General features: G+C 63.3%; 10 protein-coding genes. 3 read left to right on the top strand and 7 right to left on the bottom strand.

Annotated features, from left to right (window positions below; translation table 11 throughout):
• Window positions 1-110: 110 nt before the first annotated feature.
• A complete protein-coding gene (locus tag WDB91_RS09555; protein WP_339112333.1) occupies window positions 111-1,349 on the bottom strand; it encodes an N-acetylmuramoyl-L-alanine amidase in 1,239 nt (412 codons plus the stop codon).
• Between the two features lie 69 nt (window positions 1,350-1,418).
• On the bottom strand, window positions 1,419-2,567 hold the full coding sequence (locus WDB91_RS09550) for a pyridoxal phosphate-dependent aminotransferase (protein WP_339112332.1): 1,149 nt from the start codon (window positions 2,565-2,567) through the stop codon (window positions 1,419-1,421).
• 180 nt (window positions 2,568-2,747) lie between these two features.
• On the opposite strand from WDB91_RS09550, the gene WDB91_RS09545 reads away from it, so the two are divergent.
• On the top strand, window positions 2,748-3,494 hold the full coding sequence (locus WDB91_RS09545; RefSeq protein ID WP_339112331.1) for a DsbA family protein: 747 nt from the start codon (window positions 2,748-2,750) through the stop codon (window positions 3,492-3,494).
• A gap of 67 nt (window positions 3,495-3,561) precedes the next feature.
• On the opposite strand, the gene WDB91_RS09540 is transcribed toward WDB91_RS09545, so the two are convergent.
• The 3 genes from WDB91_RS09540 to WDB91_RS09530 all read right to left on the bottom strand — a co-directional run bounded on the left by WDB91_RS09540 (window position 3,562) and on the right by WDB91_RS09530 (window position 6,248).
• Window positions 3,562-4,260 (bottom strand): DUF1236 domain-containing protein, encoded by a 699-nt coding sequence (locus tag WDB91_RS09540; protein ID WP_339112330.1) that lies wholly within the window; start codon window positions 4,258-4,260, stop codon window positions 3,562-3,564.
• Window positions 4,261-4,392: 132 nt separating this feature from the next.
• On the bottom strand, window positions 4,393-4,992 hold the full coding sequence (locus tag WDB91_RS09535) for a DUF1190 domain-containing protein (RefSeq protein ID WP_339112329.1): 600 nt from the start codon (window positions 4,990-4,992) through the stop codon (window positions 4,393-4,395).
• 32 nt (window positions 4,993-5,024) lie between these two features.
• A complete protein-coding gene (locus tag WDB91_RS09530) occupies window positions 5,025-6,248 on the bottom strand; it encodes a glutathionylspermidine synthase family protein (protein WP_339112328.1) in 1,224 nt (407 codons plus the stop codon).
• A gap of 151 nt (window positions 6,249-6,399) precedes the next feature.
• Here WDB91_RS09530 and WDB91_RS09525 point away from each other — a divergent pair, with 151 nt between their 5' ends.
• Window positions 6,400-7,683: an AcvB/VirJ family lysyl-phosphatidylglycerol hydrolase gene (locus WDB91_RS09525; protein WP_339112327.1), complete on the top strand. Its 1,284-nt coding sequence runs from the start codon at window positions 6,400-6,402 to the stop codon at window positions 7,681-7,683.
• Window positions 7,684-7,752: 69 nt separating this feature from the next.
• Window positions 7,753-8,583 carry an aldo/keto reductase gene (locus WDB91_RS09520; protein WP_339112326.1) on the top strand — a complete coding sequence of 277 codons (831 nt, stop codon included), beginning with the start codon at window positions 7,753-7,755 and terminating at the stop codon, window positions 8,581-8,583.
• A 16-nt stretch (window positions 8,584-8,599) separates the two neighbouring features.
• Here WDB91_RS09520 and WDB91_RS09515 read toward each other — a convergent pair whose 3' ends face one another.
• Window positions 8,600-9,889: a DUF3422 domain-containing protein gene (locus WDB91_RS09515; RefSeq protein ID WP_339114498.1), complete on the bottom strand. Its 1,290-nt coding sequence runs from the start codon at window positions 9,887-9,889 to the stop codon at window positions 8,600-8,602.
• A 215-nt stretch (window positions 9,890-10,104) separates the two neighbouring features.
• Window positions 10,105-11,574 carry an NAD(P)(+) transhydrogenase (Re/Si-specific) subunit beta gene (locus WDB91_RS09510; RefSeq protein WP_339112325.1) on the bottom strand — a complete coding sequence of 490 codons (1,470 nt, stop codon included), beginning with the start codon at window positions 11,572-11,574 and terminating at the stop codon, window positions 10,105-10,107.
• Between the last annotated feature and the right edge of the window lie 6 nt (window positions 11,575-11,580).

Here is an 11,580-nt window from a genome sequence, read left to right as displayed (position 1 = left end):
CCTGCCTATAGCCGCCACGGCTCGGGGCGTCAAAACAAGTTATACCACATCAAGGCGGGATCGCGCTCACATCTCGCTCATGTGAGCGGCCCGCTGTCAGGGTTTTAGGGCTATTTGCGCAAAAGTCTCGCCTCTGCGGCATCCGATTGCGCCCATGTCTGCACCGCCTGCGTGATCACCTGCGCCATATGTTTGCGCCATGTGTCATCGAGCAGTTTCTTGCGGTCGGCGGTTGCATCGAGGAAGCCCAGCTCGATCAGCACCGAAGGGAAATCAGCCGATTTCAGCACCGAGAAATCCGCCCCCTGCACGGGATTTTTGTAAAGCGAGATGCCGCCCGCCTTCATCGCGCCTGCCAGCACCTGCGTGAAGCGCACTGTCCGCGGGCGGGTCTCGGTGCGCGCCAGATCCATCAGAATCCGCGCCACGTCATCGCCATGTCCGTCCAGATCTACGCCGGCCAGAATATCGGCGCGGTCATGGCGCTCGGCCAGTTTCTGCGAAGCGGAATCCGTAGCCTTATCGGCCAGCATATAGATCGTAGTGCCGCTGGCATGGCCGCTTTGCACCGCATCGGCATGCAGCGAGATGAAGAGATCGGCCTCGGCCTGACGTGCGATGGTCAGGCGCGTCTCCAGCGGCACGAATGTGTTTTCGTTACGCGTCATCACCACATCGATTCCCGCCCGGCTCAGCGCCTCTTTCAGCTCGCGGGCAAAGGTCAACACCACGACGGCTTCCGTCGTGCCATCGGCTTCCGCCCCCGGATCGATGCCGCCATGTCCGGGATCGAGCACCACACGCAGCGCCCGCGTGCCGTCCTGCCGCAGGATCGGCGGCGTGACCGGTGTTGGCTGTGGCAGATCCCAAAGCGCGGAATCCGGATCTCCTTTGGCCGTCTCGAACCGGTCTTTGCTGACCGGGGTCAGGGAAATATCCACATCGGGGCTCTCGCCCGTATGCAGCTGCGCCGAGGCGATTTTCATAGGCCCCGTCAGCTCGGCCACCATCCGCGACCAGCCCGGGCGGAACGGCCCCCAGCGCAGCGCACTGACACCGCCCCTGCCCAGCATTTTCGCCGGATCGTGCCCACCGAAATCGACCTCGCGGAAATCCACGACAAGCCGCGGGGGGCTGTCGAGCAGGAAGGCGCGCCACGCCACGGGCTGGGAGATCCCCAGCCGCAGCCGCGTTTCTTTGGCATCTCCGGTGATACTGCTGCGCGCGGGATCCATCTGCGCCAGCGCCGAGAGCCGGTTATCCTGCGCATGGCCCTGAGCAGCCATAAGCGCAAGGCCGATAAGCACCGCGTAAGCCAGCGCCCAGCGGCCAAGGAGTGCTCGCCCCAAAATCTGCATTCTGCCCGATTCCGTTTTGGTTCTTGTCGAAGGCAACGCTAGCCGAAACCGCATCGCAAGTCAGCCAGCCAACCGCGCCGCCATGAAAGCCCTGAGCCGCTCCAGCCCCTCGCGGATCCGTGGTGTGGACTGGGCATAGGAGAAGCGCAGCGTGCTCGCCCCGCGATGGGGATCGAAATCGAGCCCCGGCGTGACCGCCACCCCCGCCTCGCGCAGGATCTCCTCGGCAAAGGCGAGGCTGTTATCGGTCAGATGCGCGACATCGGCATAGATATAGAAGGCCCCGTCGGGCGGCGCGATCCGGTCGAACCCGATCTGCGGCAGCACCTCCAGCATAAGGCGGCGGTTTTCGGCATAGGCCGCGCGGTTGGCTTCCAGCTCGTCGATACAGTCCAGTGCCGCAAGTGCCGCGATCTGGCTGGCGTGGGGCGGACAGATGAACATGTTCTGCGCTAAGCGCTCGACCGTGCGCACATGGTCCTCGGGCACCACGAGCCAGCCGACCCGCCACCCCGTCATCGAGAAATATTTCGAGAAGGAATTGACCACATAGGCCTGATCGGAGACCTCCAGCGCCGTCACCGCGCGATCCTCGTAATGCAGCCCGTGATAGATCTCGTCGGAGATGAAGGCCAGATCGCGGGCTTGCGCCAGATCCATCAGCGCCTTCAGTTCGGGCTTGCCCAGCATCGTGCCCGAGGGATTGCCCGGCGAGGCGACGATCAGCCCCTGCACATTCTCGGGGATGTCCTGCGGCACCGGCTGATAGCGGTTTTCAGCCGATGCGGGCATCCCCACCGGCTCGACCGACATCGCGCGCAGGATCTGACGGTAGCTCGGATATCCGGGCTCGCCCAGAGCCACACGGTCCCCCGCATCGAAGAGCGCCGAAAACGCCAGCACAAAGGCCCCCGAGGAGCCCGAGGTCACCACTACCCGCGCGGGGTCCAGATCGACGCCATACCAGCGCTGGTAAAGCTCCGCGATCCCGCAGCGCAGCGCAGGAAGACCCAGCGCCACCGTATAGCCCATCGCCTGATCGTCGAGCGCCTTGGCCAGCGCATGGCGCGCCCCTTCGGGGGCGGGGGTCGAGGGCTGGCCCACTTCCATGTGAACGATATCGCGGCCCGCATCCTCGGCCGCGCGAGCGGCCTCCATCACATCCATCACGATGAAAGGATCAACTTGTCCGCGGCTTGAGAAACGCATGGGGGGCCTCCATTTTCGGGCTTCGACCCTGCCGCGATAGGCCACGGGCCGCGCAGCGTCAATGCCGCCGCCCCCGAACCTGCGGCAGGCCCTTGCTCCGCAGCGCCGCATGCGTCACTGTGGGGCCCAACCCTCCGCACCTCATCCCATGTGCCGGAGACAGGATCGACAGAGGACCCGATGAACCGCAAACTTATTCCCGCCTTCGCCCTTTCCGCGCTCATGGCCCAGCCCGCAGGAGCGCTGGATCTGGGCTCGATGACCGACGCCGAGCGCGATGATTTCGGGCGCGCGGTGCGCAGCTATCTGATGGACAATCCCGAAGTGCTGGTCGAGGCCATCAACGAGCTGGAGAAGAAACAGAACGCGCAGGTGGCCGAGGGCGACCAGCAGATGATCGCGGCCAATGAGGACGATCTGCTCAACGATCCCAATTCATGGGTCGGCGGCAATCCCGATGGCGATGTGACGATTGTCGAGTTCATGGATTACCGCTGCGGCTATTGCAAGAAGGCCTATCCGGAGGTCAATTCGCTGCTGAAATCGGATGGCAATATCCGCTTCATCGTGAAGGAATTCCCGATCCTCGGCGATGCCTCGGTAAAAGCCGCGCGCTTTGCGATCGCGACCAAGCAGGTGGCGGGCGATGCGGCCTACGAGAAGGTCCATGACGCGCTGATGCGCCTGCGCGGCGATATCACCGACGAGAGCCTGAGCGCGCTGGCCAAGCAGCTCGACCTCGATGGCGAGGCGATCCAGAAGGCCACCAACTCGTCCGGGGTCGAGGCGGTGATCGAGGCCAATTACAAGCTCGCCCAGCGGATGGGCCTGTCGGGCACACCCTCCTTCGTGATCGGCGACGAGATGCTGCGCGGCTATGCGCCGGAGGAAGCCATGAAACAGATGGTGGACGACCAGCGCGGCTGATCGCGCCCCGCGCCATGCAAAAAGCCGGCCCTGAGGCCGGCTTTTTCAATCACGCGTCATGGATGTCTTACTTGAAGACATAGACGATGGCGCGGGTTTGCGGGTCCACGAGGACCGGTTCCTTGTTCACATTGACATAGGAATACTGGCTATCGGGCACGGGCTTGAGCACGACATTCTCGGGCAGCTTCGCGCCAGTCTTCACCTCACCCGACAGATAGACCGGCTCTACCGGGTTTTTCTCGACATAGGTCACGGTGGCCGGTTCGGGCTTGGCCGCATCGCCAATCAGTGCCCCGCCGATGATTGCGCCCACAATGGCACCTGCCGGACCGCCCATCGCCGTGCCCGCCGCGATCGCACCGCCCGCTGCGGCGCCGGCGCCTGCCCCTGCCAGTGCACCTGCGGCTTGACCATCCTCGGCATCGGGGTCGGGCGCCGTGATCGTGGTCACTTCGACATTTTTCGGGCGGTCGGCAAGATAGACGACGTTGTTGCCCTGATTGATCGCGATGTTCGATGCGGGGGTCCAGCCGGTCTGGCCTTCATAGGTCACCTGGCACCAGCTGCCGGTCGCGATGCAGCCATCGACCTCGATATTGGCCGCCTGCGGCGCGCTCATGCTCACCGAGTAATCCGCCCCCGGACCTGCGCGCAGCGAGCCGTCGGTGCCCAGCATGGCCGGAAAGGCCGATGCGGTGGTGGCGATGCCGGCGGTGGTCAGTGTGGCAATCGCAGCGACGGTCATTTTGGTCTTGTTGAGCATCTTCGTATCTCCTCGTCTATTCACGGGCGGCGCTGTTGGCCGCATTTGGACAGACAACTCGGAATGGCCGAAAAGCGTTCCGCCATCCCGATCACAAGATTCTCAGTCTGCTGGCGGGAACCCGCCGAAGGCTCAGCCGCCGAAGCTGCGCGTCGTGGCGCTCGACCCGAAGCCCCCGCGCGAGACAGCGGTGGCTTTGGTCATCGGCGCCTTACCGATGGTCGAGGCCGGTTTCTTGAACAGGCCCTGATTGAGCTTGGCCTTGCCGTTATTGGTCGAGAAGGTCGCCGAGCGGTCGGCATTGGTATAGCCGCCCTGTCCGTTGCGATAGAGAGGCTGCGCCGAGCCGCGTCCGCCCAGCATATTGCCGATCAGATAGCCCGCCAGAAGCGGCATGAAGATCGAGCCCATACCGCCGCTGCTCTGCTGACCGGTGGCCTGTTCCTCGGAGCCGCAATTGCCCGCGCCATGCTCTTCCTCGCAGACCTGCAGGCTGTCATAGCGTGGCGCGGATTCCACATTCAGTTCTTGCGCCTGCGCGAAGGCAGTGCGGCACTGCTCGGCGGTGAACTCGCCCCCCGCGCCCGCGGCCTGCTCGCAAGAGGCCAGATCGGGGAAGGCCTGCGCATCGACCTGACTGTCATCCTTGCACCCCGCCAGTGCAAAGGCCGCGGCCCCCATGATGGTCAGCGTGACATATCTCGAACGTTTGGGACGGAAATGTTTTGTCATCTTTGTGATCCTTCGTCGAACTGGGGCTGCGGTCAGCCGCGGATGAAATGCGGCTTGAACCGCGACAGGTCTTGGGTGATGCGCGAACGGTCCTCGCGGATGCCGATCCCCACACAGGTCTCGCCCACGATCCACGCGCCAATGATCGGACGGAACCCGTCAAATTCCGGCAGCAGCTGATAGGCCTGCACGATGCGCGGATGCTGGGCATAGCCGTCCTGCGTGGCCTTCTCGACTTTAGCCCCTTCGATGATCGAGACCGACGCCCCCTCGCGCGAGAAGATCGGCTTGGTCACATAACCTTTCAGGAGCTGGTTATGGGCGCGCGCGAAGCTCTCGCCGATCTCGGGTGCGGGGCGGCCAGTGCCCGCCAGCGCGCCCGCCACATCCTCTTCGAAATAGGCCGGAAGCAGGTTCGGATGGCCCTCGAAGAAATACCACAGCATCGGCAGGATCGCTTTGTTGGACAACAGCGCCTTCCATGCGGGCTCGAGATATTGCACCCCCGCGCCTGCCAGATATTGCGCGTAATCGTCGCGCAGGAGATCCTCCCACGGATAGAGCTTGAAGAGCGTGCCGATCACACGGTCCTCGTCATCGAGGAACTGCTTCTCCTCGCTGAGCCCGATTTTCTCGAGGTCGAAATAATGCGCGCCAAGCCCCGCCTCACGGGCCGCCCATCCCAGCGCCTCGACGGTGGCATAATCCTCGGGATTGCCGCCCATCGCGGTGAAATGCAGATCCGTATTGGGCTGGAAGAGCTGGCGGAACCGCTCGACAATCGCCTCGTGGATGCCATTGAACTGGTCGCAACCGTCCTCCAGCACGCCCGCCTGCATCTGTTCCTCGAGCCATTGCCACTGGAAGGCCGCGCTCTCGTAAAGCGAGGTCGGCGTGTCGGCATTATATTCCAGCATCTTCGCCGGCCCCTTGCCGTCATAGGCCAGATCGAAGCGGCCATAGAGCTCGGGCTGGTTGTCGCGCCAGCTGTTGCGCACCAGATCCCAATGCGCCTCAGGCAGGCCCATCACCCCGATCAGCTCCTCGGAGTCTACGATCCGGTCCACCGCCTCGCGGCACATCGCATGCAGCTCGGTCGAAGGGTCCTCGATCCGGTCCTCGATCTCGCGGAGCGTGAATTCATAGGCCGAGGTCTCGTCCCAATAGGGCTCGCCATGCATATCGGCAAAGGTGAACCCCACCTCCTGCGCCATCTCGCGCCAGCCTTCGCGTTCGGGCAGATCGATCTTTTGCATGACATCCTCCTGAGGTCTTTCCCGCGATGCCTAGACGTTTTCGCCCCGCCGATCCAGCCTTCTCCGCCCCCAGAGGCGAAAACAACCCGTAGCTTAACCCTTGGGCAAAGATTTCGCCTTATGTCTTTGGCCATTGCAGGAGATGGCCTTGATGTTTTTGCGCAGCCTTACCGTTTTCCTATCGATGATTGTGATCAGCCTTGGTGCCGCCCGCGCGGAGGGGGTGGCCGAGCACGCTGTGACCGGCGTCTTCGCGCCCAATACCGATATCCGGTCCACAGCCTTGATGATTGCAGGTGGGGCCGCCGACCAGAACGCCGCCGAGCTGACCGCTTTGGCGCGGACACTTGCGGATATGAATACCCTCGTCATCCTGATCGAGGCCGACTGGCTTCTGGATTTGGGCGGGGGATGCAGCGGGGCGGTGCCGTCCCTGCTTTCCATTTCGGAGGAGATCGGAAAGCGCCGTGGCGCCGCCCCGAGGGCACCTGTTCTGGTGGGGATCGGGGCAGGGACCGCCGTGGCGCGGGCCGCAGCCGCGCAGGCACCCAACCGGTTCAAGGGGCTGGTGACCGCGGGGCTTGCGCGCGATCTGCCCGATCCGTGCAGGACGCCGCTTCCCGAAACCGGCCGCAAGACTGTGCTGCGCTGGCATGAGGTCGCCTCCGAAGAGACGTCCGCTCTGGCGGGCGTCAGGGGCGTACGCTTCTATCCGCCCGAGGACCGAAGCCCCGAGGCGACGCGCGCCGCGCAGGTGAAGGCCTATCTGGCGCTTGCCGGCACCGATCATGCCTTTGACACCGATACCGGCGCGGAGGGCCTTGATGATCTGCCCATCACCCTGCATCTGCCCGAAGCCGACGCGCCGCCACCGCCGGCCTATGTGATCTTCCTGTCGGGAGATGGCGGCTGGGCCAATTTTGACGAGGAAATCGCCGACAGGCTGGCCAAGGCGGGCCTGCCGGTGATCGGGATCTCTTCCATGCGCTATCTCTGGCAGGAGCGCAAACCAACCAAGATCGCGCAGGACATAGCGCGGATCGACCGGAGTTTTGCCGCCCGTTTCGGGACCGATCGGGTCATTCTTGCGGGGTTCTCGCTTGGGGCCAATGTGACGCCGTTTTATGCACCCTTGCTGCCACAGACGATGGCCGAGCGCGTCTTGGGTCTCGCGCTCCTGTCGCCCGAGACCCATACCGGTTTCGAGGTGGTGATGGGCGGCTGGCTCGGCCAGAAGACCGGATCGCAGGATGTGGTCGCGGCACTGGACGCGCTCCCTAAGGCCATGACCACCCTATGCCTTTTCGGCGAGGATGATAAACATAGCGCATGCCCCGCCACCCGCCATGCTCTTCCGATGGCCTTTGACGGCGGCCACCATCTGGGAAAATCCTATGATGAGGCTGCGGGCGCCATCCTCGACCTTCTTCCCTAAGGGCAGCTTGTTCTCCCCCTCAAAGCCATTAGCTTATGCCCTAAGTTTTTTGACTTAGGAGGTTTGAAAATGGCAGCACCGCTCATTCAGCTCAACGATGGCAACAAGATCCCGCAGTTGGGTCTCGGGGTCTGGCAGATGCCCGAAGAGGACGCCCCCGCCCTGATCAAGGCCGCCACCGATGCGGGATACCGCCATATCGACACCGCCGCGCGTTACGAGAACGAGGCCGGTATCGGGCGCGGTATCCGCGACTGCGGCATTCCGCGCGAGGACCTGTGGATCACCACCAAGGTCTGGAACGACCATCAGGGTTATGACCGCACGTTGACCGCCTTTGACGAAAGCATGAAAAAGCTCGGCCTCGAGGTGCTCGATCTCTATCTGATCCATTGGGCGATGCCCGCGCGCGACACCTATATCGACACATGGAAGGCGCTGATCGAGCTGCAAACGCAGGGCCGTGTGCGCTCGATCGGTGTGTCGAACTTCACGCCCGACACCCTGACGCGGCTGATCGATGCCACAGGTGTGGTGCCTGTGCTCAATCAGATCGAGCTGCATCCCGCCTTCCAGCAGCGCGAGATGCGCGCCCTTCATGACAGGCTCGGGATCAAGACCGAATGCTGGTCACCGCTTGGTCAGTCGCAGGTGCTCTCGCGCCCGGAGCTGGCCGAAATCGGCGAGAAACATGGCAAATCACCGGCGCAGATCGCGCTGCGCTGGCATGTGCAGAACGATCTGATCGTGATTCCGAAATCGGCCAATCCGGAGCGGATCGCCGCAAATATCGACGTGTTCGATTTCACGCTCGATGCCGAGGATATGGCAAAGATCGCCACGCTCGACCGCGCGGATGGCCGGATCGGGCCAGACCCTGCTACCGCCGATTTCACCTGAGATCGCGGCATGGGCGTCAATGCGCGCCCATGCCCCTCTTGATGCGGCGGATCATCAGCCAGACCGCCAGCACGACCAGAGGTGTCAGCCCCGCGATCATCATCTCCTTGCTGACACCCAGCTCTCTAGCCAGCGGATAGACAAGATAGCCGCACAGGCTGACCGCGTAATAACTGATCGCCACCACCGACAGCCCCTCGACGGTATGCTGCAGGCGCAACTGCAGGTCAGAGCGGCGGTCCATATTCTCCAGCACCTTCTGGTTCTGCGCCGAGCGGTCCACATCGACCCGCGTGCGCAGCAGTTCTGCCGCACGGCTGGCCCGTTCGAGCATGGCATTCAGCCGCCCTTCCGCCGCAAAAACGGTACGGATCGCCGGATCATAGCGGCGCAGGATGAACTCCCCCAGCTTCTGGCGCCCCTCGAAACGGGTCTCGCGCAGGATCTCCACCCGCTCGCGCACCAGCGCCGCATAGGCGCGTGTTGCCCCGAACCGGAACGAGAGCCGCATCGCCAGCGTCTCCAGTTCATAGGAGATATCCAGAAGCTCGTTGAGAACCAGCTCGGGGGCTGTATCTGCATCGCGCATCGAGGCGATCAGCGCGGATAGCGCGGGATCGAGCAAGTTGAGCCGTCCCGTCAGATCGCGCGCCCGCGACAGGCCCAGCATCGACATGGCGCGGTAGGCTTCCAGATCGCAGATCCGCTGAACCACACGCCCGACCCGACCGGGCCCTGTGCCGGGGCGCACGAAAAGCGCAAAGCGCATCTGCCCCGCCGGATCAATCCGGAAATCGCCCGCCAGAATGATGTCCTCATCCACCACCCAAGTGCAGACGAGATTTTCGGGCACGAACCAGTCATCGACGAGCCGCGTCACTTGGGCGGGATCCTCCGGCATATCCTCGATCCGGATATGTACCGCCACCAACCGCTTTCCGGGTGCCGCCCGCAGCCAGTCATCGGGAAAGACCGCCGTTTCCGCCGGATCGAAGGGCCGCGATGACACGCCATCGCATTGCGCCAGATAGCTCACGAATTCGGTGTGGCTCTCCCATGAGAGCTGGTAGCGCCCGATCCCGCCGGCATGATGGGTGGCCCCCAAGGGTGGCTGCGGCGCGCCATGACGCCCCAGAAGATCACACAGATGGGCAAAATCGGCCTCGCGCGGGCGCGCGGCGGCCTCCACCGGCTCCTTTACCGCCAGATAGACCACATGCGAGGGCACGGAGATCTTGGGGAACGGGCGCGCATGAAGCTCGGCCACCATCGGGTAGCGCTGCGGGTGATCTTCTTCCGGCGGCATCGGCATAGCGGTATTTCCTCGTTACGACCGGAAAATCCTGCCTCATCAGCGACCAACTGTAAATAAATTTATCCTGTATGATCAGATATTTGCAGGCATACTTTCGCATACTGGCAAAACTGCATCGGCCAAAGCACAAGGCCCCGGAATGTCTCCCGGGGCCCTGGCTTTATTGCGGTTGGCAGCCTGTGTCAGTTCGACAGCAGGCGGGACTGTTAGGCCTTCATCAGATGGAGGAGTTCATCCACCGATTTACGGGCGTCGCCGTAGAACATGCGGGTGTTGTCCTTGTAGAAGAGCGGGTTCTCGATGCCCGAGTAACCGGTGCCCTGACCACGTTTGGACACGAATACCTGCTTGGCTTCCCAGACCTTGAGGACCGGCATGCCCGCGATGGGGGAGTTCGGGTCTTCCTGGGCGGCCGGGTTCACGATGTCATTCGAGCCGATGACGATGACCACATCCGTCGAGGGGAAGTCGTCATTGATCTCGTCCATCTCCAGCACGATGTCATAGGGCACTTTGGCCTCTGCCAGAAGCACGTTCATATGGCCCGGCAGACGGCCCGCAACGGGGTGGATCGCGAAGCGCACGTTCTTGCCGCGCGAGCGCAGCAGGTTGGTGAGTTCGGAGACCGCGTTCTGCGCCTGCGCCACAGCCATACCATAGCCCGGCACGATGATGATGCTATCGGCATCATGCAGCGCATCGGCCACACCGCCCGCATCGATGGCGATCTGCTCGCCCTCGACTTCCATCGCGGGCCCCGTGGTCGTGCCGAAGCCGCCAAGGATGACCGACACGAAGGAGCGGTTCATCGCCTTGCACATGATGTAGCTCAGGATGGCCCCCGAAGAGCCCACCAGCGCGCCGGTTACGATCAGCAGATCATTACCGAGCGAGAAGCCGATGGCCGAAGCCGCCCAGCCTGAGTAGCTGTTGAGCATCGACACCACCACCGGCATATCGGCGCCGCCGATGCCCATGATGAGGTGATAACCGATGAAGAACGCCAGCAGCGCCATCACGATCAGCGTCCATGCGCCGCCGCCACCCATGTAGCACAGAAGGAGCGCCAGCGACAGGATCGCAGCCCCCGCGTTCAGGAAGTGGCCGCCCGGCAGCTTCTGTGCCTTGCCGTTGATCTTGCCCGCGAGCTTGCCGAAAGCGATGATCGAGCCGGTGAAGGTGACCGCGCCGATGAACACGCCAAGGAAGGTCTCGACCTTGAGGATATTCACCTCGGCCATCGACTTATGCGCGACGATCGCGGCAAAACCCGAGAGCTGGTCATAGGCCGCAGGCATCACGCCGGTCTGCGCATGTTCCAGAATGATCGGCATGACCGAGGCCAGCACGACATGGGTATTGAGGCCGATGAACACGGCCGCCAGACCCACGAAGCTGTGGAGTGCTGCCACCAGCTGCGGCATGGCGGTCATTTCCACCTTACGCGCCAGTTGCGCACCGATGGCCCCGCCGATGACCAGCATCACGAGCACCACGACGAGCCAGCCGAAGCCGAGCCCCGAGCCGAAGACAGTGGCGATCACCGCGAGCGCCATGCCCGAGATGCCATACCATACGGCGCGCTTGGCGCTTTCCTGGCCCGAAAGGCCGCCCAGGCAGAGGATGAACAGGATGGCCGCCGCGATATAGGCGGCCGAGATCAGAGCGATATCCATAGATCC

Source organism: Thioclava sp. GXIMD2076, assembly GCF_037949795.1.
In the GTDB taxonomy this organism is placed as follows: Bacteria; Pseudomonadota; Alphaproteobacteria; order Rhodobacterales; family Rhodobacteraceae; genus Thioclava; species Thioclava kandeliae.
Note: the sequence above shows the minus strand (reverse complement) of the source record. Positions and strands in the feature narration are given on the sequence as shown.

Coding starts and splice junctions, on each gene's coding strand:
- WDB91_RS09550 (WP_339112332.1), bottom strand. CDS start 2,567: ATGCGTTTCTCAAGCCGCGGACAAGTTGATCCTTTCATCGTGATGGAT.
- WDB91_RS09545 (WP_339112331.1), top strand. CDS start 2,748: ATGAACCGCAAACTTATTCCCGCCTTCGCCCTTTCCGCGCTCATGGCC.
- WDB91_RS09540 (WP_339112330.1), bottom strand. CDS start 4,260: ATGCTCAACAAGACCAAAATGACCGTCGCTGCGATTGCCACACTGACC.
- WDB91_RS09535 (WP_339112329.1), bottom strand. CDS start 4,992: ATGACAAAACATTTCCGTCCCAAACGTTCGAGATATGTCACGCTGACC.
- WDB91_RS09530 (WP_339112328.1), bottom strand. CDS start 6,248: ATGCAAAAGATCGATCTGCCCGAACGCGAAGGCTGGCGCGAGATGGCG.
- WDB91_RS09525 (WP_339112327.1), top strand. CDS start 6,400: ATGTTTTTGCGCAGCCTTACCGTTTTCCTATCGATGATTGTGATCAGC.
- WDB91_RS09520 (WP_339112326.1), top strand. CDS start 7,753: ATGGCAGCACCGCTCATTCAGCTCAACGATGGCAACAAGATCCCGCAG.
- WDB91_RS09515 (WP_339114498.1), bottom strand. CDS start 9,889: ATGCCGCCGGAAGAAGATCACCCGCAGCGCTACCCGATGGTGGCCGAG.
- WDB91_RS09510 (WP_339112325.1), bottom strand. CDS start 11,574: ATGGATATCGCTCTGATCTCGGCCGCCTATATCGCGGCGGCCATCCTG.